Consider the following 21270-nt stretch of genomic DNA (forward strand, 5'->3'; position numbering starts at 1 on the left):
CCAGTTAGCTGGCGCGAAGGGCGGCGAGCAACCCTTCGACCGGTTGTAAACGAACATCCAGTTCGGCAAGCAACACGCTTTGCATGTCCTTGCGGAACACATTCAGCCATGCGCCGGGCGTGGGCGCCGCTGGGTTGCTTGCGGCGCTGCTTGCCGCATTGCTTCTGGCGTCGTCCGCGGATTCGGCGGATTCGGCGGATTCGGCGGATTCGGCGGACTCGCCGGCCTCGGCGGCCTCGGCGGCCTCGGCGGCCTCGGCGGCGGCCAGCGTCGCCTGCTCGGCCGCGCGCAAGCGCTCGAAGTGCCCGGCCAGCAGCAGGGGCACGGCAGCCAGCAGATTGCGCTCGCGCTCGCTCAGCGCGCGCTCCATCACCGCATCCACCACGGCGAGCCGCGCCATGGCGGGCGTTCTGGCGGCCAGCATGCTCCGCAGGCGGCCGCGCAGATTGCCGATCGCCATTTCCATCGACTGCTGGATGGAGAGGTAGCGTTGACGGAAAACCGCGTAATCGGCCGCCGGCTCCGCGGGCGTATTCTGCGACGCCGCCTGTGCGGACGCATGCGCGGGACCACGCCGCCTGTCGGCTGCGAACACGCTATCGCCCGTGATGTTCTTCGCGAGCGAACTGCGTGCGCGCACGTATTCCGACTCTTCGGCGCTGCCGAAGCTTCGCGCGCCGGCGGCGACGGCCGGCGGAGTGCCGCTCAGTGCCGAGGACAGCGCAATGGCGTCGGTCCAGCCGAGCCATTGGCTGAGCCGGTCCGAGAGCGATTGCCTGGATTCGGGGACATCGACATCCGCGAGGCGTGCCAGTAAGCGAATGAGCGCCGGGCCGCTGAGGGCGGTGCGCTGGGGGGCTTGCAACATACCACCGGAGACAAAAAAAGTCGCCAGTTTACACGCTGTCGGCGCCTGGGCGGCCGCAAGTCGATCCGCGGACCGCGCGCGAGGCGCATTTTACTTGAGCGGAGCCGTGCTCGGCGGGGCGTTCCGGCTTGATGATTCGCCTGCTGCTTTGGCCTTCTTGGGCCTTCTGTTCCGACCGTCCGCTCCGGCTCGCCGCTCCGCCCGATTGCGCGCTCACTGAAGCGACACGCCCTCGCTCATCAGAAGGTTTTCGCGCATCCACTGCTCCATGCTGCAAACCGCCATGCCGAGCTGCGCGTTGAACGTGCGATCCATGTCCCATGACACGCCCTCACCTTCCGCAAACACCACGCGGTACTTCCTGATCGAGCTGTCGCGCTCCTCGGCCAGTTCGCTTTGCAATTGCGGCACGCTCCATTCGACGCGGCGAACCTTGCGCCCGAGCATCGCGTCGACGGCATCCGCCAATTGACGATATGTCACCGTATCTCCAGCGACGAACACGACCTCGTTCGCGATGCACGGCTCGGCGAACATGATCTCCACGGTCAGTCTGCCGATGTCATCGGCCGTGGTGACCGTCACCGCGTTGTCCCAACTGCCGAGCGCGTGAACCGTGTTCTGCTCCAGATCCACGACGCCGAAGGACGGCTCGAACAGAAAACTCGTGAACATGCCGGTCGACACGATCACCCATTCGGTGCGGCCTTGCGCGCGCAGCAGGTCGCGCACGTCGAGTTGTTCATCGAACAGGTCCTGCGCGCTGCCCCGGCCGATCACGTCGTAGTCCACGCCGAACTGCCACGGGAAATAACGCGCGACATCAGCTGCGAGCACGGCACGGGCAATCTTCAACTGCACGCCTTTGCCGCCGACAAACCCGGTGCAGGACACGACCGTGTCGAAGCGCCGAAACAGCGCCGCAAGCGAGGCCTCGGACTGCGCGGCCAGATCGCCCGGCACGAGCTCAATGGCGAGCGCGCGCAATTCGGCGATTTCCTTCTGCCTGGCGGCATCGCTCGATTGCAGGGTGGACGGTCGCAGGAGAACCGCGAGCGAGACGCCCGGCGTCGACGCGGCGCGCCGCGCGAGACTGCGCAATACGGCCATGCCGAGTTCACCGGCGCCGAGCACGAGAATGGATTGAGTGTGCGACATGTGTGAGACCTTTTCGAAGTTCGGGAATGGATCGAGTGGCGTTCGCTCGCGCGATCCGCCGTCACCGGTAACACGCTGTTGCGTTGCAGCTTCACGCGGAAGTCAGCCGGACGATCTGGAGTCTAGGTGCGCAAGTCGCCGCCATTGTTCGCCCTCACGGAATTGAGAAAGCGCCCGCCTCGAACCAGCCGGCTCAAGTCGGATAAGCGAACGACTCCATGTAAGATGAACGCCCGCTGCAACGCGCCTGTGGACGGCGCAGTGCGAACCCGGACAGGTGCCCCGCTCATGGACAAACTTCAAGCGATGACGACCTTCATGCGCATCGTCGAGGCTCAGAGCTTCAGCAAGGCCGCGGAGACGCTTTCGCTGCCTCGTTCGTCGGTGACCACGATGATCAAGAATCTGGAGCACGAGCTGGGCGCCGCCCTGCTCCGGCGCAGTACCCGCACGCTCAGCCTGACCGATGCGGGCGAGCGGTACTACACGTCCTGCCGGGCGATTCTCGCGGAGATCGCGCGCGTGGAAAGCGAGTTGTCCGTCGATGCGGCGACCCCGCGTGGACGTGTCCGCGCGGACATGCCGGGCGTGATCGGACGCGCGATCGTGTTGCCGCGGCTGCGCGAATTCGAGCAGCGCTTTCCCGGCATCGAACTCGTGCTCGGTCTGAGCGATCGGCCCGCGGACCTGATCTACGACGGCATCGATTGCGTGATCCGCACCGGCGCACTGGCGGATTCGAGCCTGATTGCGCGGCGGCTCGGCGAACTGAGCTGGATCACGTGCGCATCGCCGCGATATTTGAAAGAATATGGCGAGCCCGACAGCGTGAGCGCGCTCAACGATCACCGTGCGATCAATTACATCTCGAACTCGACAGGGAGGCCGCTCGACTGGCGCTTCCACGTACAAGGCGAAGATCTCGCGATGACCATGCCGAGCCGCTTCTCGGTCAACGAGACAGAAGCCTATCTGCAATGCGGCCTGGAAGGATTGGGACTGATCCAGCTCTCGGAATTCGTCGCGCTGCCGTATCTGAAATCAGGACGTCTGAAAGAAGTACTCGCCAGTGCGCGATCGTCGGCTGTGCCTGTTTCGATCGTCTATCCGCACGGCCGAAACGCAAGCGGCGCGACCCGAACGTTCGTCGACTGGATCGCGGAACTCTTCGAACAAAGCGACTTCAAGCGAGGCCTATAAGCAGAATGAAATTCGATACCGTTGTGCTCGGGGCAGGCATTGTCGGCGTATGCGTCGCCGTGCATTTGCAGAAACGCGGCCGCCAGGTCGCGCTGGTCGATCGCAAGCTGCCCGGCAACGAGACCTCGTTCGGCAATGCCGGACTGATTCAGCGTGAAGGCGTCTATCCCTACGCGTTTCCTCGGGGACTCGACACGTTGCTGCGCTATGCGCGCAACCAGTCGGCGGACGTTCGCTATCATGCCGACGCCATCCTCAAGACAGCGCCGTTTCTGTGGCAGTACTGGCGCAACTCACATCCGGCGCGGCACGCCGCCATTGCGAAGTCGTACGCGACGCTGATCGAGCATTGCGTGAGCGAGCACCGGGCGCTCGCCGCCGATGCCGGCGCGAGCGCGCTTTTACGCCCGATCGGCTGGATGAAAGTGTTTCGCACCGCAGCGGCTCGCGACGCGGAATTGCGGCTCGCCGAACAGTGGCATCGCGAATACAAGGTCGAGTTCGAAGCGCTCGACGCCGCCCGCCTGCAACAGATGGAGCCCGATCTCGACAAGACGCTACTGGGCGGCCTGCGTTATCCGGAATCCGATTCCGTGAGCGACCCGAACGCGCTCGTCACCGCTTACGCCAGATACTTCGAAGCGCTCGGCGGACGGTTTTTTATCGGCGATGCGGACACGCTTCGCGATGCCTGGCAGGTCGATACGGAAGCGGGAACGATCTCGGCTTCGTCCGCCGTCGTGGCGTTGGGGCCGTGGTCGGATCGCGCGAGTACGCGATTGGGTTACCGCTTGCCCCTCGCCGTCAAACGCGGATATCACATGCACTACGAGCCGCAGGGGACAGCCCGTCTGAATCATCCGGTGCTCGACGCGGAAGGCGGCTACGTGCTGGCGCCGATGGCGCGCGGCATCCGCTTGACGACCGGTGCGGAAATCGCGAACCTCGATGCGCCCAAGACGCCGGCGCAACTTGCGGCGGTCGAGCCGGTTGCCCGCACGCTGTTTCCCTTGGGCAAGCGTCTCGACGACGAACCCTGGATGGGCCGACGTCCTTGTACATCGGACATGATGCCGATCATCGGCCCCGCGAAAAAACACGCGGGCTTGTGGTTCGCGTTCGGCCACGCGCATCACGGGCTGACCTTGGGTCCGATAACCGGACGTCTGATCGCCGAGATGATGACCGGCGAGGAAACCGTGGTGGACCCGCGGCCGTTCAGCGTGGAGCGGTTCTAACGGCGCGGGTCGCGCTCCGAGCCACAATAAAAAAACGCCGCGGACAAACAAGCTCCGCGGCGTTCCTTTATCTCGGCATCGATTGCTTAGGCCGCGGCCACCACTCTACGCGGCGACAGAACCGACACGGCAAAGCTCACGACGATATTGACCGCCAGCGCGATCAGGCCGATATACACCGGATAGACCGCATCGCCGAGATGCAGGGCGAACACCGGCTTGAGGCCTTGCGAAATCGCCAGCCCGGTTCCGAGCACGATCCCGGCCAGCCAGCCGAGGAACAGGCCCGGCGTGTTCAAACGACGCGTGTACAACGAGAACACGATCGCCGGGAAGATCTGCAGAATCCACACGCCGCCCAGCAGTTGCAGGTCGATCGCGTATTGCGTCGGCAGGAACACGATGAACAGCAGCGCACCGAACTTCACGACGAGGGAGACGATCTTCGCCGTGGAAGCCTCGCCTTCAGGCGAGATATTCGGCGAAACGAGCGGACGCCACAGATTGCGCGTGAACAGATTGGCCGCGCCGATCGACATGATCGCCGCCGGCACCAGCGCGCTGATCGCAATCGCCGCCGCCGCGAAGCCGACGAACCACGACGGGAACAGCGTGTTGAACAACGCCGGCACCATGTCCGAAGCCGACTTCACATGCACGCCGGCCGCAATCGCCATATAGCCGAGCAACGCGATCAGACCCAGCAGCAGCGTGTACGCCGGCAGGAAGATCGCATTCTTGCGCACCGTATTCGCCGACGATGACGACAGCACCGCCGTCATCGTATGCGGATACATGAACGCCGCCAGCGCCGAACCCAAAGCCAGCGACGCATACGCGGTGAATTGCGTCGGCTTCAGAATGATGCCGGTCGCGCCGCCCTTGGCCTTGAAGTACGTATCGGCCGCGTCGAACACATGCGCGTAGCCGCCGAGCTTGGCCGGAATCAGCCACACCGCCGCGATCACGACGATGTAGATCATGATGTCCTTGACGAACGCGATCATCGCCGGCGCGCGCAGGCCGCTCGCATACGTGTATAGCGCGAGAATCACGAAGGCGACGATCAGCGGCATTTCGCCGGTCACGCCGAGCCCCTTGATCACGACCTGCATGCCCACCAGCTGCAGCGCGATATACGGCATGGTCGCGACAATGCCGGTGATCGCGACGGCTGCCGGGAACCACTTGCCGCCGTATTCGCCCTGCACGTAGTCCGCTGCCGTGATGTGGTTTTTCGCCTGAGCGACCTTCCACAGTTTCGGCATCACCGCGAACACGAACGGATAGACGATGATCGTGTACGGCAACGCAAAGAAGCCATACGCACCCACCGAATAGACCAGCGCGGGCACCGCGATCACCGTATAAGCGGTATAGAAGTCGCCGCCCACGAGGAACCACGAAATGACCGTGCCGAACTGGCGGCCGCCGAGGCCCCATTCGTGCAATTGCGTCAGGTCGCCCCGTTTCCAGCGCGCGGCAAAGAAGCCGATCACGGTAACGAGAACGAAGAATGCGATAAAGACGGTCATCGCAACCGGATTCACAGGATTCGTATCGCTCATTTGACACCTCGGTACACGACGTAAATCAGTAACGAGGTCAACGGCACCCACAAGAACTGATACCAGTAGAAGAACGGAAAGCCGGCGAACGACGGACGCGTGTCGTTATAGAACGGCAGCCACAGCAATGCGATGTACGGGATCAGCAAGATCAGCCATAGCCATGAACGGCCGGCAGGGTGGGAGGTCTCCACAATCATCTCCTAAGTCTATTATCGACACCGCGCGCCAGGGCTTGTGGCCCGGCACGCGGAAACCGGTTTCGTGATATTAGTCGGCGAAACCGGAATGCGCTCCTCGCGCCGCGCAAACGCCCTCAAGGCGCACTACGCCGCGGGGATGTAGTATTCGCCTTCGTGAGCGTCCTCACAAGCGCGCAACTACGTAAGCCGGCTACGTAATACTACGTAGCCGGTCGGCCGTCTTTTCAACGATGAAACTCAAAGCCAAGATTGTCCTGCTGGCGATCGTGCCCTTTCTGGCCGCCATCGCGAGCATCGAAATCGGTGTGCGCCAGGAAGCCACGGCGCTCGCCGAGACGCAGCACGCGACCACGCAGGCCGCGTATATGGCCAGCAAGGAGATCGAGCTCAAGCATTACGTCGAACTCGCCACTACCGCGATCGCGCCGCTCTATAACGCTGGCCAGGACAATGCGCGCGACGACTCGATGCTGCGCATGCGCGCGCTCGACGTGCTGGAAAAAATGGACTTCGGCAAGGACGGCTATTTCTTCGTCTACGACATGCACGGCCGTTCGTTGATGCATCCGCGCGAGCCCGACCTCGTGGGGCGCGACCTGTGGGAAATGCGCGACCGCGAAGGCACGCTGACGATCCAGCAACTGCTCGCCGCGGCCTCGCGCGGCGGCGGCTATGTGCGCTACCTGTGGCATCGTCCGTCGACGGGCAAGGTGGCTTCGAAACTCGGCTATGTGGTGCCGCTGGAGCGCTGGGGCTGGATGATCGGCACCGGCATCTATCTCGACGACGTGGACAGCACGCTCGCGCATATCGACGAAGGCGCGGCCGCCAACATCGATCGTACGATGAAATGGATCGACGCGATCGCCGTGGCCGGACTCGCTGTGATCGCGCTATGCGCGCTCGTGCTCAACGTCACCGAATATCGCAGTGCGGACGCCAAACTGAAGCGGCTTGCTCAGCAGGTGGTGGAGTCGCAGGAAAACGAACGGGCGCGCCTGTCGCGTGAACTGCACGACGGCATCAGCCAGATGATGGTCTCCGTGAAGCTGCTGCTCGAATCCGCGCTGGCGCGCTTCGAGCGCAGCGAAGTGCGCGTGCCCCCGGCAGAGGCCGCGCTCACCACCAGCCTCACCCGGCTTGGCGACACCTTGCGCGAAGTGCGGCGCATTTCCCATGCGCTGCGTCCGTCGATGCTCGACGATCTCGGTGTGGCGGCTGCGCTGGAGCAACTCTCCCGCGAACTCAGCGAGCAGTCGGGCATCGAGATCGGCTTCACGCAGATTGCCCACACTCACGCGGCGGCTTTGCCCGACGCGGTCAACACCGTGTTGTTCCGGATCGCGCAGGAAGCGCTGACGAATATTGTGCGCCACGCGCAGGCGTCGAGCGCGGCGCTCGCGCTGGAAGTATCGAACGACGCCGTCACGCTGAACATCGCGGACAACGGACGCGGCTTCGACGTGGCGCATGCGTTCGTCGGCCGGCGCTCGGGCGTGGGTCTGCGCAATATGCGCGAACGGCTCGAAGCGCTGGGCGGCACGCTGTCGCTCAGTTCACAGGCCGGCCACACTCTCGTCACCGCACGCGTGCCGCTCGGATCGACCGAGCCGACATTGCCGGCCTTGCAGGAAACCTGACCATGAACGACGCCTCACCCGCTATCGCCCGTCTGATTCTCGTCGACGATCATCCGCTCGTGCGCGACGGTTTGCGCGCACGGCTCGAAGCGGTGCGCAACCTCGAAGTGGTCGGCGAAGCGGGCAATGCGCAGGAAGCGCTCGCCCTCGCCGCGAGTGAGGAGCCCCACCTCGTACTGATGGATGTCGGCATGAACGGGATGAACGGCATCGCACTGGCCGGCATGTTTCATGAACGCTTCCCGGCGATTCGCGTGCTCATGCTGTCGATGCACGACAATCTCGAGTATGTGACCCAGGCGGTGCGCGCGGGCGCGAGCGGTTACGTGCTCAAAGATTCGCCCGCCACCGAAATCATCCAGGCGATCGGCGCGGTGCTCGAAGGCAAACAGTTTTTCAGCGCCGGACTGGGCGCACGTCTGATTCAGGCTTCGGCAACGCAGTCGCCCGTCGAGCGGCTCACGCCGCGTGAACGCGACATTCTCGACGCGCTCGCGGAAGGCCTGTCCAGCAAGCAGATCGCTCAGCGCAACGATCTCTCCGTGCGTACGGTGGAAACGCATCGGCTGAATCTGAAACGCAAGCTCGATATTGAAGGTCAGGCCGAGTTGATCAAGTTCGCAGTCGAGAATCGTCGCACGAGCCGGTAAAAACCTGACTGACGCGAGTGCGCGATCGCAGCATAGTTAGCACAGCATCCACTCGAACCACTGCCGTCGTTCCGTCTGATCTACTCAACGCCCGACACCTGGAGCTGATGAGGATGAAACGTTCGATCCCATTGCGGCTAGCGAGTCTGCTGATCTGTTTCGCCGCCACTCACGCGCACGCGGAACCGGCGCGCGTCAATCGCGGCCACGATCCGTTCTTTCAGATCTCCAAAGCGATCGGCGACTGTCCGGTGCCTTTGGGCCCGCTCGAAACCGAGCAGGAATGGCTCGACGACAGCCATTACCGGATCGAGCGCGGCAATAGCTGCTGGGTGGAAGGCCGCTGCCGTTTGTCGAACGCCTATCTGTACGACGTGGAAATCGCCGACGCCCTGCGGCGACGCCTCACCAACATCAACTTCGCCACGCACTGGCGCGAACAGTCGACGCTCTGGCTGACGCTGCAACGCCGCTTCATCTATGTCGAAGGTTGCGTTGCGCCAGGTTTCGACAAGAAGGCCTTCCTCACCGAACTCGCGAAAACCGCGGACGTCGAGCGTGTGATCGACGACACGACCACCAATCCGCATGCCGCACAGCTCCCCTACAAAACGCTTGCGAATCCGGACAAGCCGGTACTCGATCCAGGCAACTAGCCACACAGGCCGACGAGCGAATGCAGCGCGCGCGTGATATCCGGTATCACGCTGCAACGCCTATATCGGCGATCGAACATAGCAACGCAGAAATCGAACTTTGGGCGTTTCGACGTCATTGCTACCATCGGCGACCCGACATATCCGGTCACGACAACAATGACAACACAACGATCGCAGCGCCCTTCTCTTCGCCTTGGCATGATCGGCGCCGCCGTTGCCAGCCTCGTCGCACTCGCGTCGTGCGGCGACGACAATTTGCCCGGCCCGACGCCCGCACCCGTAGTCGCGCAGAAACGCCCGAACATTCTGTACATCATGGCTGACGACCTCGGCTATTCCGACATCCACGCGTTCGGCGGCGAGATCAACACGCCCAACCTCGACGCGCTAGTGCAATCGGGCCGCATCCTGACGAATCACCACACGGGCACCGTCTGCGCGATCACGCGTTCCATGCTGATTTCCGGCACCGACCACCATCTGGTCGGCGAAGGCACCATGGGTGTGCCGACCGATGAGCGCAAAGGCCTGCCGGGTTACGAGGGCTATCTGAACGACCGCGCGCTCTCCGTTGCGCAGCTGCTGAAGGACGGCGGTTATCACACGTATATGGCCGGCAAATGGCATATCGGCTCGGGCATTGTCGGCAGCACGACGGGCGGTGGGCAGACGCCCGACCAATGGGGCTTCGAACACAGCTATGCATTGCTCGGCGGCGCCGCGACCAATCACTTCGCGCACGAACCGGCGAACTCGCAGAACTACACCGAAGACGGCAAATACGTGCAGCCCGGCCAGCCGGGACAACCGGGCGGCGCGGGCGGCAGCCCAGCGGTGTTCTATTCGACCGACTTCTACACGCAGCGCCTGATCTCGTACATCGACTCGAACAAAGGCGATGGCAAGCCGTTCTTCGCCTATGCGGCCTACACGTCGCCGCATTGGCCGCTGCAAGTACCCGAGCCTTATCTGCATAACTACGCCGGCAAATACGACGCCGGTTACGACGCGATCCGCAACGCGCGCATTGCGCGGCAAAAGGCGCTCGGCATCATCTCGAACGACTTTCTGCCGTACGGCGGCGCGTCGGAAACGCTCGCCGCGACCGCGGCCACCGCGAACAACGGCACGGTGAACGCGAAGTACGTGAGCGCCGTGCATAGCGCGGCGCAAGGCTATACCGACTATGGTCCGGGCACGGTGAACAAGACGTGGGCGAGCCTCTCGCCCGCCGAGAAGAAGGCCCAGGCGCGCTATATGGAAATCTACGCGGGCATGGTCGAAAACCTCGACCACAACATCGGCCTGCTGATCCAGCATCTGAAGGATATCGGCGAGTACGACAACACGTTCATCATGTTCCAGTCGGATAACGGCGCGGAAGGCTGGCCGATCGACTCCGGCGCCGACCCGACCGCGACCGATACCGCCAACGCCGCCGACCCGGTTTATTCGGCACTCGGCACCGACAACGGCAAGCAGAACGCGCAACGTCTGCAGTACGGCTTGCGCTGGGCCGAGGTGAGCGCCACGCCGTTCCGTCTGACCAAGGGTTATTCGGGCGAAGGTGGCGTATCCACGCCGTTGATCGTCCATCAGCCGGGTCAGACCACGCAGAAGCCGACGCTGCGTGACTTCACGCACGTGACCGACAACACCGCGACGTTCCTCGCCGTCGCACAGATTCCGCCGCCTACGCAGGCCGCGCCGGCGCTCATCAATACGCTGACCGGCGTCGATCAGAACAAGGGCAAGGTGGTCTATAACAATCGCTACGTGTATCCGGTGACCGGACAGTCGCTGCTGCCATTGCTGAACGATCAGACCACGAGCGCCGTGCACACCGCATCGTTCGGCGACGAAGCCTATGGCCGCGGCTATCTGCGCAGCGCCGACGGCCGCTGGAAAGCGTTGTGGACGGAACCGCCGCTCGGTCCCGTGGACGGTCACTGGCAACTGTTCGACATGAGCGCCGACCGTGGCGAAACGCAGGACGTGTCGACGCAGAATCCCTCGGTGATCGACGGTCTCGTGCAGCAGTGGAACAACTATATGAGCAGCGTCGGCGGCGTCGAACCGTTGCGTCCGCGCGGCTACTACTGAGCACGCAATGACCGTCAGATTCAAGCTCAAAAGCAACGCGGCGCTGTACGGCGTCTACGCGGCGATCGCCACGGTCGCCTTCGCCGCTGCATTTACCGCCACGACGGCCGCTTCGGCGGTCTTTAGCGGCGGCAAACAAGGGGCATTCGACGAACTCAATGCATCGCGTCCGTTGGCCGCGCTCGGCTCCGAGCGGCAATGCAAGCGTTACGCCGGCCTGCCTTCGCGCTGGCCCGACGATCCGAAAGCTGGCATGGTGCATCTGCATGGCGGCGATTTCGTGTTCGGCAGCAAGCTCGGTTACGAAGACGAGCGTCCGGCCGGCGACGGCAAGACGCGCGTCGCGGGCTTCTGGATCGATCAGACCGATGTGACGAATGCGCAGTTCGCGGCATTCGTGAAGGCCACGGGCTACGTCAGCGATTCGGAGCGCCAAGGCGGCGCAGTGGTATTTCATACGCCGACACGCGACGAGATGAATGCACGCGATCTCTCTTGGTGGACGTGGGTGAAAGGCGCCGCATGGAACCATCCAACCGGACCTGGCAGCACGCTCGAAGGCCGCATGAACCAACCGGTGACGATGGTCACGCAAGCCGATGCGCTCGCCTACGCGCGCTGGTTGGGCCGCGATCTGCCCACCGAAGCCGAGTGGGAATACGCGGGCAAGGCGGGCCGCGAAGGCGCGGAGCTCGATACCGCTCCGCGCGATGAACACGGCAAGCCGAGCGCGAATTACTGGCAAGGCGTCTTTCCCGTGCTCAACACGAATGAGGACGGTCACGTCGGCCTCGCGCCCGTCGGCTGCTATGCCGCCAACGATTTCAAGCTCTACGACATGATCGGCAATGCGTGGGAATGGACCAAGGATGCTTATAGCGGTCCGCACCAGTCCCACACCAATGGCGATACCGCGGCGGTCGCGCCGCTCAGCCGCAAACACGACACGCCGATGGTCATCAAAGGCGGCTCGTTCCTATGCTCGCGCGACTATTGCGTGCGCTATCGGGCGGCGTCGCGCGAACAGCAGGAAGCGGATTTGCCGGCGTCGCATATCGGTTTTCGCACGGTGTTGAGGGATGCGTCATGAAGTCACGGTTATTCGCAACGGCCGTGCTGCTGGTCGCCGCTTCGATGGTTCAGCACGTGCAAGCTGCCGCGTCGCAAGTCATCAAGGTAGGTGTGAGTGCGGGCGCGCATGCCGAGATCATGAACGAGGTGCGCCGCGTCGCCGCCAGTCGCGGACTCACGCTCGACGTGGTCGTATTCGATCAGCCCGAGCGTATCGACGCCGCGCTTGCCGCGAAGCAGATCGACGCGGCGAGTTTCGAAGACGAGCCACGCTTCGACGCACAGCGCAAACAGCACGGCTTTGCGCTCGCGAGCGTCGCCACCACCGTGACGTTTCCCATCGCCTTGTACTCGCGCAAACTGACGAACCTCGGCCAACTGCAACGCGGCGCGACGATCGCCATTCCGGACGACCGGGAAGGCACGGCGCGCGCCTTGATCCTGCTGCAGAACTTCACGCTGCTGACGTTCAAGGACAGGGCCGGCTTGCATGCGACGCTCGCCGACATCACGAGCAACCGGCTGAATCTGCAGATCCGCCAGGTGCCGCGCGCACGTCTATTCGACTCATTGAACAGCGTGGCCTTCGCCGTGATCGATAGCGACGACGCGGCGCGCGCGGGTCTTTACCCGGCGCGCGACAGCCTCGGTCTCGAAGATGCCCGCTCGCCTTACGCCAACGTGTTGACGGTGCGCGATTCCGACCGCGCTCGGCCTTGGGTTGCGCAACTGGTGGCGGCTTACCATTCGAACGACGTCGCGCATTTCATTCTGACGCGCTATCAGGACTCGGTGCGCCGGCCGTGGTGAACGCTTTCTCGTTCGCGTGCACGGCGTGCGGCAAGTGCTGCAATAGTCCGCCGGCCATGTCGTTACCCGAGCTGTTCCGGCATCGCGACCGGTTCATCGGCTGCCTTGCGATCGGCCGCGTGCCGCGCAGGCGCATCGGTGAGCGGGTGCGCGTCGGCCGGCACGAAGCCTTGCTCGACGAGGCCGATATCGCCGCTTTCGAATCGATCGCGGACACGCTGCTCCATCGCGCGGGCGACACCTTCAGCATCATGACGCAGGGCTACGATTACCCTTCTCTGGCGCGCTGTCCCGCGCTCGCCGATGATGGACGCTGTGCGATCCATCTAAACGGCAAGCCGGTCACGTGTGAAGTCGTGCCGCTCGATCCGCTCGTGCCGGATACGCTGCAACATCTCGTGCTGGCCGGCCGCAATCAGAGCGCCTCGTACCTGGGCGCCGACTGCATTCAGGAAGGTGAACGCGCGGACGCCGCACTAATGACAGCGGAAGGCGAGATAAAAGACGCGAATGCCAGGGACGCTTTGGCGCGTCGCCGCCGCGCGCTCGAAAGAGAGCGTGAGGTGTGGGGCCGTGCAGTATTCGAATCGCTGCGTAAAGATCTTTTCGACTCGCCCGCCGCGTTGGCGCGTATTCCGCCGGGTGGCTTTCTGACGATCTCGATCGTGCCGGCGCTGTTGGCCGTGGCCAGTACTTCCGCGCGTTCCCGACAGTTATGCCTCGACTATATCGACAGTCAACTCGCGCTGATCGACCGCAGTATTGAGCAAGCGCTTTTGCGACGCCGCCTGGACGATCGTCCGGTGACTCAGGAATTGCGCGGATTCGCTCATGCGTATCAACGTGCACAAACGCTTCTTGGCACACCACTCCCTGCCATGGAAGTGGAAAACGGCACTCCCTCTTCTCTATCACCTATCGAAGCCTATCTCTCTGGCGCAGATCGGTAATCCAAAGAATCGTCAGAGTTGCGTATCCAGCAGCGGCACGAACTTTTCGATCAGCTTTTCCGTAAAGGGCCGGTGCATCCATGCTTCGAGCGTGACCTGCTGCGACTTCTTTAGATCCTCCGCAAAAACGGCGGTTTGCTGCTTCGCGAAGTCGCGGTCGTAGATGTTCAGATTCGCTTCGTCGTTGAGCTTGAACGAACGATTGTCGAAATTGGTCGAGCCGACCGAAACCAGGTATTCGTCCACCACCAGCAATTTGCAGTGAAACATGGTCGGCTGATACTCGTACATTTCCACGCCCGCTCTGAGCAGATCGCCCCAGCACGCGCGCGACGCTTCGCGCACGGTATGCGTGTCGATCCGTTTGCCGGGCATGATGATCTGCACTTTCACGCCGCGTTTCGCCGCCTCGACAATCGCGTTGATGGTCAGCTTGTCGGGAACGAAATAGGCACTCGCCAGATGAATGGAGTGCGTGGCTGCCGTGATCGCCATCAGATACATTAACTGCATGTCGTCGCTGCCGCCCGAGGGCGAGCTGCTGAACATATGCGCGAGGCCGTCGCCCATTGACTCGACATTGGGAAAATAGCCGGGACCGTGCAGCACATTGCCGGTTGCCTTGACCCAGTTGTCCATGAATACGGCCTGCATATGGCCGACCACCGGACCCGCCACGCGGAAATGCGTATCGCGCCAATGCTTTTCATTCTGTGCGTGGCCGGTCCACTCCGGCGCAATACCCACGCCACCCGTAAAGCCGATATGCCCGTCGATCACCAGCAGTTTGCGGTGCGTGCGATCGTTCATGCGGCCAAGGCCGGTCCAATGGGGCTTGTGATACTGAATCACTTCCGCGCCGGCATCGCGAAGCAGATCCAAATAGCGTTTATCCATTTTCGACGAGCCGACCCAGTCGAGCAGCACGTGCACCGCGATGCCTTCGCGCGCTTTATCCGCGAGTGCCTGCGCAATCTGCTCGCCAATCTCGCCGGACCAGTAGATGAAAGTTTCAAACGTGATCGTTTGCCGTGCGGAACGGATGCCTTCCAGCATTGAAGGAAAAATGTGGTCGCCGTTCAGCAGCATCTCGAAGCGATTGCCCGAGATGACGGGCGGCCCGAGCAGCAAACCCATCGAGCGAAGGAATTGCGGATCGTCGCTCGCATAAAGGCGTTCGATCTTGTGTTCGATCTTCTTCTCGCCGCTCGATAAATTGGCAATCACCAAGATGATGACGAGCGTGACGAAGGCGGTAATGGAAATCGTCAGCATGCGTGGCCTCGATGCTAATCGGCGGGACGCGTCGGATGCGCGTCCTGCGGTTTGACGAAGACTCCGGGCCTCAGCCCCGGCTGTTACGACGAACGCAGGACGCATTGCGCGTGCCCGTTGCAGGCCCGCACCTTGCTACTCGACCTCATTACCTGACCAGCGAGAACGCTTCCCGGATGGCTATTTCACCCGCGCCATAGACACCGACCACCGTATAGTCCGACGCTACGCATTCGAATGTGGACTGCTGAAACGTGATGAGAAAATGGCGCTGCGCGGGTCCCGTCGATGCGACCGCCGCAAGCTCGGCGGCAAGCGACGAATTCATGACTTCATGTACCGAGTAGCTAGTGAGACCCTGCGAGGCGAGCGGATGGATCTCAAGATCGCCGTCGCCGGGCGGACCCAGGCGATGAAATACCGTGTCCGGAAATAGCACGGCGCAAAATGGGTCGTCGTCGGGATCGAATGGTCCGAACCGTTCAAAGTCGGATTCCGCAATCGGATAAGAGAGAATGACCCGGCGGTCACTCGCGACGATGAAGGGTTCGCCGGCATCTTCTGCCGGATGAGGAACGGAGTCCAGCAGGACGACCTGGTCTTCCTGCTGGGGTGTTTCAAGCGTACTGGTCATCTACTTCACGACTCGGTTACGCTCATGCACCGGCTGACGCCGGCGCGGCTTGCGGTGTGGCCGCGACAGTCGCCGCGACGGCTTTTTTGGCTGCGGTCTTGCGCACAGGTGCTTTCCTGGCTGCTTTAGTCGCGGCGCTCTTCTTCGCGGCCGGCTTTGCGGCGCCTTTCTTTGCCGCTACTTTCCTGGTGGCCGCCGTGGCTTTCTTTGCAACTGTCTTTTTGGCCGCGCCGGCTTTCTTTGCCACGACTTTTCGGGCTGCGGCTTTCTTGCTCACTACGCCGCTAGTTGCCGCCGACTTCACTTTGCCGGCCTTCTTTGCGGCTTTGTGACCAGCATCCGCCACGCTTGCCGAAGCGCTATCGATCAGGAATCTGGTGCGGTCCTTGACCGTGGCGAGCCATGCCGGCGCCGGGCCGCGGCCGCTCCAGGTCGCGCCGGTTTTCGGATTGATGTACTTGGGCGGTTGCGCGCCTTTCGGCTGACCTTTGCTGCCTTTCGCATGGGTGACAGCCGCCTTGGCCGCCGACTTCAGTTCGCTCGCGCCTTCGACCAGGAACTGTGTGCGGTCTTTCACGCCGGCAATCCAACCCGGCGCGCGGCCATGACCCGTCCAGGTCGCACCGGTTTTATGGTCGCGGTACTTTGCTATTGCCTTACCGGAGCTGCCGGCTTTCACCTTGCCATTGCCATTCAGGCCTCTCGCGGCGCGCCGGGCTTTTGCCTGGGCTTCGATATCCGCGGTAGTCAGGCCATGTTTGAGCATCAGGTCACGAATCTGGTCGACCGCGACTTGCGCTTTCCTGGCAATAAGGACGTCAGCTTGCGCCTGAAGCTTTTTAAGCTTTGCTTGGATTTGCTCTAACGTGGGCATTTGATTGCTCCTTATGTGGTAATCGATCGAACTATGCCACGAATGACGCGAGAAAGGCAGATCGGCGTGGCTATAAAAACACGAGTCGGAGTCGATCATGGATCCGGTGGAGTACGAACTTTTTGGGTTCTTTACTCCGTTGCCGCACTTTTTCTGTCTTTTCCTTTGCCACTCCCCCTTCTCTTCTATTGTCTTTCCAATTGTTGGGCCGGCGATCACATCGGCGTAAACACGACGGCCTGACGGTCGGCGATATACCGCACACTGCGCATGAACCGGTACTGCTGGTCATCCGCGGTAATGCGGTTGAGGTCCATCCGGGTCAACGACAGCATCTCGTCAGCCTGACAGGCGGCCACCACACCATGCTCGGTCAATTCCTCCAATGCGCCGGACGGGTCGCCGACATAAACACTGCGCACATGCGTGCCGACTCGCATCAGGACCACGCTTTCGCCTTCGTCGAGCGCCAGTTCGAGATAGCCGGCGAGCGCTCGTAAGGACTCCGGCGTCGACGCCCGGGACTGATAGATCGCAGCATTCGATGGTGTCATTTTCGTTTCCCCGTCACACGCATCAAGAAAGGCAGCCGCTGTGCATCGCGGCATTAGTCGCTTCTACTATAGGCAAGCATTCGAAGATTCAAAGGACGGCAGTACATTTTTTATTGCTTTCGTACGTTTGCGCCGGTCATTTTTTATAAAAACACTTTTTGCCTGCCAGGAAATCCAGGTTTCCCGAGATGCAATGCGCTAGCCCGAACCTCCGTAACCCCGCGTTACCAATCTCGCAGCGCTGTTTCACCTGTGTCCGGACCACCCTCCTACACTCCGAACCGTAACTCGACGCAAAGCTCTGGAAAGCTCGCAAGGGCGAACCTGAGGCAATCGGAAGCATCGCACTTCGATATGCAAGGAGAAGGCAAATGAACAAGAAGATTATCGGCGCGGCATTGGGTCTGGCAGTACTGGCGGCATCGTCGGCGGCCTCGGCGCACGTGGATGTGGCCGTCGGAGTCGGCATTCCAGTCGGCGTGGTTGCAGCGCCGCCGCCTGTTTATGTCGCGCGCGATCCGGCGGTGGTCCCGGTTGCCTATGGCGGTGACGGCGACTGGCGCGCACGCGAGTGGCGCGAGCGCCGTGAATGGCGGGAACGCGAATGGCGCCGTGAGCATTGGCGCGAACACGAATGGCGTGAACGGCACTGGGGCGGCTATTGAAATGACGCCGAATAGCGCCACGTTAGAACACCTCAATTGAACGGGTACTTTTCAGATGAAAGCGGGTTACATCAAAACCGCCCTCGCGGCGGTCGCACTCACTTCAGCAGCGGTCGGCACGGCAAACGCGGCCGGCTGCATGAAGGGAGCGGTCGTAGGCGGAGTGGCGGGTCACTATGCCGGACACCACGCGGTGGTCGGCGCGGTCGGCGGCTGTCTGGTGGGGCGGCATATGGCCAAAAAACATGCGGAAGAACAGGCCGCGCAACGTCAGCAAGCCAGAGTGGAATAACCGGGGTTCGGGGCGCTGGCGCCCCGTTCAGGCGATTCGCAATCCGTGCGTCGGCAGAATCTCCTGCGTGGTCACGAAGCGGTGCTGCTTGACCGCGTCGTGAAATAGCCGGTAATCGCTTTTCTCAAAGGCGTCCGTCCATACCGGCTTGTCTCCGGTGTCGTCGTCGAACTTCAAACCGGTGGCCAGGAACTTCCAGGAGCCGGGACCTTTAGGCACGTATTCCGGAATCGACTCTTTCAAACCCGGAATACCGCCGGCCTTCACGACGCGGCAAATGTGCCGCAAGCGATCGTTGTCGTCCTCGAGCCGGTTCGTATTGAGCAGGTTCGTGAGCACGTCTCTCACATCGTCCGGCATGCCGGGCAGGTTCTCGAAATCTTGCCGCCCCGCCAGATAGGCGCGCACCGCGCGGCATGCCATCTCGGCCGCTTGCACGAATTCCGGCAGATTGTGTCGTTGGACGAACTCGTTTCTACCGTCGATGTAATGCCATTTTGCCCACGGCTGGTCAGGATAGTGCAAGGCAGCGCCATGACCGACCGGCAACGCAACGGTCAGCACATCCTCTTCGATGTGCTCGATCAGGTGCTCGCTGGCGAGCCTGAGTTTGGCGAACCAGCCTTTGCGCGTACAGTCCTGGGCCTCCAGCAGATGAACCCGATTCCATGGACTTTCGATGCCGGCGAAGCCCTGATGCGCCCATGTATCGACATAGGTGTGAAGCGTCACGCCCAGCCGATGCAATCCTGTCTCGGTGTCCCGGCGCAGGATCGCGCGCCGCACCACCTCGCGCGCGACCGCGCTATCCGGGCGGCACACGGCCTTTTCGTGCAACGTCGAACCAACGGCGGCCGGCAGAAAATGAAAGGGCGTCCATACCAGCCGGTTTTTGTCGTCCTCCGTGGTGGCGTAGTCGAATAACTTGTGCGCGGTGGCAAAGCGTTCGAACGTCTCGCCGCCCTTGAAGCGCAAAATGCCCGCGGTCGTCGCATCGTCCACGTATTGGCAGGCATGCGTCACGGTGATCGCGTCGTCGGCCGGCATGCCGGCCACGCGGGCGGCAATATAGACGACACCATAATGAAAGTCGATATTCATGGCAGGCGCTCCTGACGCGCGACGAATGACGACGGGGGATTCTGGACTGCGCGGCGAGGTGGATGCCGCGTCGGCACGTGAGTAGATAGTAGACGACCGAACGCGCCGGGACTTTAAAAAACCGCTCGCCGCCCTGCTTCATGCGGAGTCCGGCCCATACGCGCCGCGCCACTAAATAGACTTGTGACAATCGGGCGCTGCATTTACCCGTTTTTATTATTTGCACTGTCCGGCGGCTCAGCTATGCTGTGCCATTGGAAACTATTCGTAATGCGAAAGGGCATAACCGGGCCGCACCACTCTCCAGTCCAAACCTTCGGGCAGTACACGCTAACTCAAAGGATAAATCCTGTGAAACTCGACAATTGGAAAGAAGGCGCAAGTCCGGAACGGCGCAAGCTGCTACGCAGCAAGCTTCACGTCCTGCTGGCCACGATCGGCACGCTGGCGTCCGTGGTCGGGATCTGCGTGGCCATTAACGGCGGACTGGAATTCAATCGCACCAAAGTTTTCATCGGCGTCGGCATTACTGTCGTCTCCACCATCATTTATATCTCGATGCTGTTCGCGCCATCCGAGTGAATCCGGCCTTCTCCCGTTGCGCAAAGGCGCCGCCATCCAGTCGGCGGTTACGACAGGTGGGTAATTTTAAGGCGGCTATTCCAACGCGAGTTCAGGTATTCGAGTGCGAGCCGCCGGTGGCAGTGGTGTGGTAAATGTTCACTGCAAAGCAGGCAGGCCGAGCGGAATAGATCGACGTCCAGATTGCTTTCCACCCGGCGCTTTGCGATCAACTCGACGTAAGCCGCCGAGAAATCGTCCCACGTCAGTTCTTTGGCCTTGTAGCGCTTGAACAAATCGGGCTCCGGAGCCAGGTCGGGCATTTCCTCGTAAGCAGCGCCGCACAACTTGTCGAGAAAGAAAGGCAGATCCTGTTTTTTCGCGAAGCCGGCAAGTTGCGACGTATTGCTCAGGCGGATGTCGAGTACCGTCCGCACCTGTGCGTTTTTCAGCAAATCGAAAAATTCCTGAGCCGTCTTGCCGGTAAATCCGATGGTGGCCACCTGCACGGCATTGGTTTCACGTTTCATCTCGGGAGTACCTGGCAGCGGGCAGACGCAGTGCCCGGAAAAAGAAAAGCCCCGCTGCGATATCCGGAGCGGGGCTCAGTTTCAGTTCACGTCGCGCTGGTTTACTTGACGATACCGACCAGTTCGACTTCGAAGGTCAAGTCGCTGTTCGGCGGAATCACGCCGACGCCGCGATCGCCGTAAGCGGTCGCTGCCGGGCAGGTCAGTTTGGCCTTGCCGCCCACCTTCATCTTCTGCACGCCTTGCGTCCAGCACGGAATCACGCGATTCAACGGGAACGTGGCCGGGCCGCCGTGTTTCGCCGAGCTATCGAACTCGGTACCGTTGGCGAGCGTGCCGCGGTAGTTGACCTTCACGACATCTTCTGCGGCCGGTTGGGCGCCAGTGCCTTGCGTCAGGTGTTCAACCACGACGCCGGAAGGCAGTTTTTCGGTGGTGGGCGCGGCGGCCATTGCCGTCGAAGACAGAAGAGCTGCTGCGACCAATGCAACGATAGATTTCAAAGCGAGTCTCCAGATGGGTAGTGCGCGTCATTGTAACGGATCGCATGTGACGCACCAGCACTGCTGGCTTGCATGGACGAAGCTGTACTGCGGACGCCGGCTATTACGGCCCGTTCATAAGCGAGGCGGCCCGTTTCACGTTACTGAGCGCGGGCATGATCGC

23 protein-coding genes are annotated in these 21270 nt (G+C 62.0%); 12 read left to right on the forward strand and 11 right to left on the reverse strand.

Annotated elements, in window-relative coordinates:
- Positions 1 to 4: 4 nt before the first annotated feature.
- Both P0D73_RS00880 and P0D73_RS00885 read right to left on the reverse strand, forming a co-directional pair.
- Positions 5 to 868, reverse strand: coding sequence for a DUF3348 domain-containing protein (locus P0D73_RS00880; RefSeq protein ID WP_408429107.1), 864 nt, complete (start codon positions 866 to 868; stop codon positions 5 to 7).
- Between the two features lie 213 nt (positions 869 to 1081).
- The gene (locus tag P0D73_RS00885) at positions 1082 to 2026 is read right to left on the reverse strand and encodes an aromatic alcohol reductase (protein ID WP_408429109.1); all 945 of its coding nucleotides are present in this window, start codon (positions 2024 to 2026) and stop codon (positions 1082 to 1084) included.
- A gap of 288 nt (positions 2027 to 2314) precedes the next feature.
- On the opposite strand from P0D73_RS00885, the gene P0D73_RS00890 reads away from it, so the two are divergent.
- On the forward strand, positions 2315 to 3226 hold the full coding sequence (locus P0D73_RS00890; RefSeq protein WP_408429111.1) for a LysR family transcriptional regulator: 912 nt from the start codon (positions 2315 to 2317) through the stop codon (positions 3224 to 3226).
- Positions 3227 to 3231: 5 nt separating this feature from the next.
- Positions 3232 to 4464 (forward strand): NAD(P)/FAD-dependent oxidoreductase, encoded by a 1233-nt coding sequence (locus P0D73_RS00895; protein WP_408429113.1) that lies wholly within the window; start codon positions 3232 to 3234, stop codon positions 4462 to 4464.
- Positions 4465 to 4550: 86 nt separating this feature from the next.
- On the opposite strand, the gene mctP is transcribed toward P0D73_RS00895, so the two are convergent.
- Together mctP and P0D73_RS00905 are read right to left on the reverse strand one after the other, a co-directional pair.
- On the reverse strand, positions 4551 to 6032 hold the full coding sequence (gene mctP, locus P0D73_RS00900; protein WP_132377787.1) for a monocarboxylate uptake permease MctP: 1482 nt from the start codon (positions 6030 to 6032) through the stop codon (positions 4551 to 4553).
- On the reverse strand, positions 6029 to 6226 hold the full coding sequence (locus tag P0D73_RS00905; protein WP_132377789.1) for a DUF3311 domain-containing protein: 198 nt from the start codon (positions 6224 to 6226) through the stop codon (positions 6029 to 6031). The genes mctP and P0D73_RS00905 overlap by 4 nt, the downstream gene beginning before the upstream one ends.
- A gap of 239 nt (positions 6227 to 6465) precedes the next feature.
- Here P0D73_RS00905 and P0D73_RS00910 point away from each other — a divergent pair, with 239 nt between their 5' ends.
- The 7 genes from P0D73_RS00910 (at position 6466) to P0D73_RS00940 (ending at position 14118) form a co-directional block, all read left to right on the forward strand.
- Positions 6466 to 7875, forward strand: a complete 1410-nt coding sequence (locus P0D73_RS00910) for a cache domain-containing protein (protein ID WP_408175006.1) — start codon at positions 6466 to 6468, stop codon at positions 7873 to 7875.
- Between the two features lie 2 nt (positions 7876 to 7877).
- Positions 7878 to 8525 carry a response regulator gene (locus P0D73_RS00915; protein WP_132377793.1) on the forward strand — a complete coding sequence of 216 codons (648 nt, stop codon included), beginning with the start codon at positions 7878 to 7880 and terminating at the stop codon, positions 8523 to 8525.
- Between the two features lie 113 nt (positions 8526 to 8638).
- Complete coding sequence (locus P0D73_RS00920) at positions 8639 to 9181, forward strand: hypothetical protein (RefSeq protein ID WP_408175007.1); 543 nt, start codon at positions 8639 to 8641, stop codon at positions 9179 to 9181.
- A 159-nt stretch (positions 9182 to 9340) separates the two neighbouring features.
- Positions 9341 to 11287, forward strand: coding sequence for an arylsulfatase (locus P0D73_RS00925; RefSeq protein ID WP_408429116.1), 1947 nt, complete (start codon positions 9341 to 9343; stop codon positions 11285 to 11287).
- Positions 11288 to 11294: 7 nt separating this feature from the next.
- The gene (locus P0D73_RS00930) at positions 11295 to 12377 is read left to right on the forward strand and encodes a formylglycine-generating enzyme family protein (protein ID WP_408429118.1); all 1083 of its coding nucleotides are present in this window, start codon (positions 11295 to 11297) and stop codon (positions 12375 to 12377) included.
- Positions 12374 to 13168 (forward strand): MetQ/NlpA family lipoprotein, encoded by a 795-nt coding sequence (locus P0D73_RS00935; protein WP_408312153.1) that lies wholly within the window; start codon positions 12374 to 12376, stop codon positions 13166 to 13168. Before P0D73_RS00930 ends, P0D73_RS00935 begins: the two co-directional genes overlap by 4 nt.
- Positions 13162 to 14118, forward strand: coding sequence for a hypothetical protein (locus P0D73_RS00940; RefSeq protein WP_408429120.1), 957 nt, complete (start codon positions 13162 to 13164; stop codon positions 14116 to 14118). The genes P0D73_RS00935 and P0D73_RS00940 overlap by 7 nt, the downstream gene beginning before the upstream one ends.
- 12 nt (positions 14119 to 14130) lie before the next feature.
- On the opposite strand, the gene cls is transcribed toward P0D73_RS00940, so the two are convergent.
- The 4 genes from cls to P0D73_RS00960 all read right to left on the reverse strand — a co-directional run bounded on the left by cls (position 14131) and on the right by P0D73_RS00960 (position 17455).
- Complete coding sequence (cls, locus tag P0D73_RS00945) at positions 14131 to 15393, reverse strand: cardiolipin synthase (RefSeq protein WP_408429122.1); 1263 nt, start codon at positions 15391 to 15393, stop codon at positions 14131 to 14133.
- 148 nt (positions 15394 to 15541) lie between these two features.
- Positions 15542 to 16027: a hypothetical protein gene (locus P0D73_RS00950; protein WP_408429124.1), complete on the reverse strand. Its 486-nt coding sequence runs from the start codon at positions 16025 to 16027 to the stop codon at positions 15542 to 15544.
- Positions 16028 to 16049: 22 nt separating this feature from the next.
- Entirely contained in the window at positions 16050 to 16901 is an 852-nt protein-coding gene (locus P0D73_RS00955) for an H-NS family nucleoid-associated regulatory protein (RefSeq protein ID WP_408281466.1), read from the reverse strand.
- Between the two features lie 215 nt (positions 16902 to 17116).
- The gene (locus P0D73_RS00960; RefSeq protein ID WP_408429126.1) at positions 17117 to 17455 is read right to left on the reverse strand and encodes a hypothetical protein; all 339 of its coding nucleotides are present in this window, start codon (positions 17453 to 17455) and stop codon (positions 17117 to 17119) included.
- 371 nt (positions 17456 to 17826) lie between these two features.
- Here P0D73_RS00960 and P0D73_RS00965 point away from each other — a divergent pair, with 371 nt between their 5' ends.
- Positions 17827 to 18120: a hypothetical protein gene (locus P0D73_RS00965; protein ID WP_408281037.1), complete on the forward strand. Its 294-nt coding sequence runs from the start codon at positions 17827 to 17829 to the stop codon at positions 18118 to 18120.
- Positions 18121 to 18175: 55 nt separating this feature from the next.
- Complete coding sequence (locus P0D73_RS00970) at positions 18176 to 18412, forward strand: hypothetical protein (protein WP_132377811.1); 237 nt, start codon at positions 18176 to 18178, stop codon at positions 18410 to 18412.
- A gap of 27 nt (positions 18413 to 18439) precedes the next feature.
- Here the strand turns inward: P0D73_RS00970 and P0D73_RS00975 are convergent, their stop codons facing one another.
- Positions 18440 to 19513, reverse strand: a complete 1074-nt coding sequence (locus tag P0D73_RS00975) for a DUF6765 family protein (RefSeq protein WP_408429128.1) — start codon at positions 19511 to 19513, stop codon at positions 18440 to 18442.
- 351 nt (positions 19514 to 19864) lie between these two features.
- Here P0D73_RS00975 and P0D73_RS00980 point away from each other — a divergent pair, with 351 nt between their 5' ends.
- Entirely contained in the window at positions 19865 to 20095 is a 231-nt protein-coding gene (locus P0D73_RS00980) for a DUF2964 family protein (RefSeq protein WP_132377815.1), read from the forward strand.
- 47 nt (positions 20096 to 20142) lie between these two features.
- Here the strand turns inward: P0D73_RS00980 and P0D73_RS00985 are convergent, their stop codons facing one another.
- Both P0D73_RS00985 and P0D73_RS00990 read right to left on the reverse strand, forming a co-directional pair.
- Positions 20143 to 20604, reverse strand: coding sequence for a DUF488 domain-containing protein (locus tag P0D73_RS00985; RefSeq protein WP_132377817.1), 462 nt, complete (start codon positions 20602 to 20604; stop codon positions 20143 to 20145).
- A 101-nt stretch (positions 20605 to 20705) separates the two neighbouring features.
- Entirely contained in the window at positions 20706 to 21107 is a 402-nt protein-coding gene (locus P0D73_RS00990) for an FKBP-type peptidyl-prolyl cis-trans isomerase (protein ID WP_041759096.1), read from the reverse strand.
- Positions 21108 to 21270 lie beyond the last annotated feature (163 nt).

It is taken from the genome of Paraburkholderia sp. RL18-101-BIB-B (genome assembly GCF_046026985.1).
Taxonomy (GTDB): domain Bacteria; phylum Pseudomonadota; class Gammaproteobacteria; order Burkholderiales; family Burkholderiaceae; genus Paraburkholderia.

Excerpts from the sequence above, each read along its gene's own strand:
- P0D73_RS00955 (WP_408281466.1), bottom strand. The coding sequence starts at position 16,901 with ATGCCCACGTTAGAGCAAATCCAAGCAAAGCTTAAAAAGCTTCAGGCG.
- P0D73_RS00975 (WP_408429128.1), bottom strand. The coding sequence starts at position 19,513 with ATGAATATCGACTTTCATTATGGTGTCGTCTATATTGCCGCCCGCGTG.
- P0D73_RS00895 (WP_408429113.1), top strand. The coding sequence starts at position 3,232 with ATGAAATTCGATACCGTTGTGCTCGGGGCAGGCATTGTCGGCGTATGC.
- P0D73_RS00950 (WP_408429124.1), bottom strand. The coding sequence starts at position 16,027 with ATGACCAGTACGCTTGAAACACCCCAGCAGGAAGACCAGGTCGTCCTG.
- P0D73_RS00960 (WP_408429126.1), bottom strand. The coding sequence starts at position 17,455 with ATGACACCATCGAATGCTGCGATCTATCAGTCCCGGGCGTCGACGCCG.
- P0D73_RS00930 (WP_408429118.1), top strand. The coding sequence starts at position 11,295 with ATGACCGTCAGATTCAAGCTCAAAAGCAACGCGGCGCTGTACGGCGTC.
- P0D73_RS00920 (WP_408175007.1), top strand. The coding sequence starts at position 8,639 with ATGAAACGTTCGATCCCATTGCGGCTAGCGAGTCTGCTGATCTGTTTC.
- P0D73_RS00935 (WP_408312153.1), top strand. The coding sequence starts at position 12,374 with ATGAAGTCACGGTTATTCGCAACGGCCGTGCTGCTGGTCGCCGCTTCG.
- P0D73_RS00970 (WP_132377811.1), top strand. The coding sequence starts at position 18,176 with ATGAAAGCGGGTTACATCAAAACCGCCCTCGCGGCGGTCGCACTCACT.
- cls (WP_408429122.1), bottom strand. The coding sequence starts at position 15,393 with ATGCTGACGATTTCCATTACCGCCTTCGTCACGCTCGTCATCATCTTG.
- P0D73_RS00885 (WP_408429109.1), bottom strand. The coding sequence starts at position 2,026 with ATGTCGCACACTCAATCCATTCTCGTGCTCGGCGCCGGTGAACTCGGC.
- mctP (WP_132377787.1), bottom strand. The coding sequence starts at position 6,032 with ATGAGCGATACGAATCCTGTGAATCCGGTTGCGATGACCGTCTTTATC.
- P0D73_RS00915 (WP_132377793.1), top strand. The coding sequence starts at position 7,878 with ATGAACGACGCCTCACCCGCTATCGCCCGTCTGATTCTCGTCGACGAT.
- P0D73_RS00985 (WP_132377817.1), bottom strand. The coding sequence starts at position 20,604 with ATGAAACGTGAAACCAATGCCGTGCAGGTGGCCACCATCGGATTTACC.
- P0D73_RS00880 (WP_408429107.1), bottom strand. The coding sequence starts at position 868 with ATGTTGCAAGCCCCCCAGCGCACCGCCCTCAGCGGCCCGGCGCTCATT.
- P0D73_RS00925 (WP_408429116.1), top strand. The coding sequence starts at position 9,341 with ATGACAACACAACGATCGCAGCGCCCTTCTCTTCGCCTTGGCATGATC.
- P0D73_RS00890 (WP_408429111.1), top strand. The coding sequence starts at position 2,315 with ATGGACAAACTTCAAGCGATGACGACCTTCATGCGCATCGTCGAGGCT.
- P0D73_RS00910 (WP_408175006.1), top strand. The coding sequence starts at position 6,466 with ATGAAACTCAAAGCCAAGATTGTCCTGCTGGCGATCGTGCCCTTTCTG.
- P0D73_RS00965 (WP_408281037.1), top strand. The coding sequence starts at position 17,827 with ATGAACAAGAAGATTATCGGCGCGGCATTGGGTCTGGCAGTACTGGCG.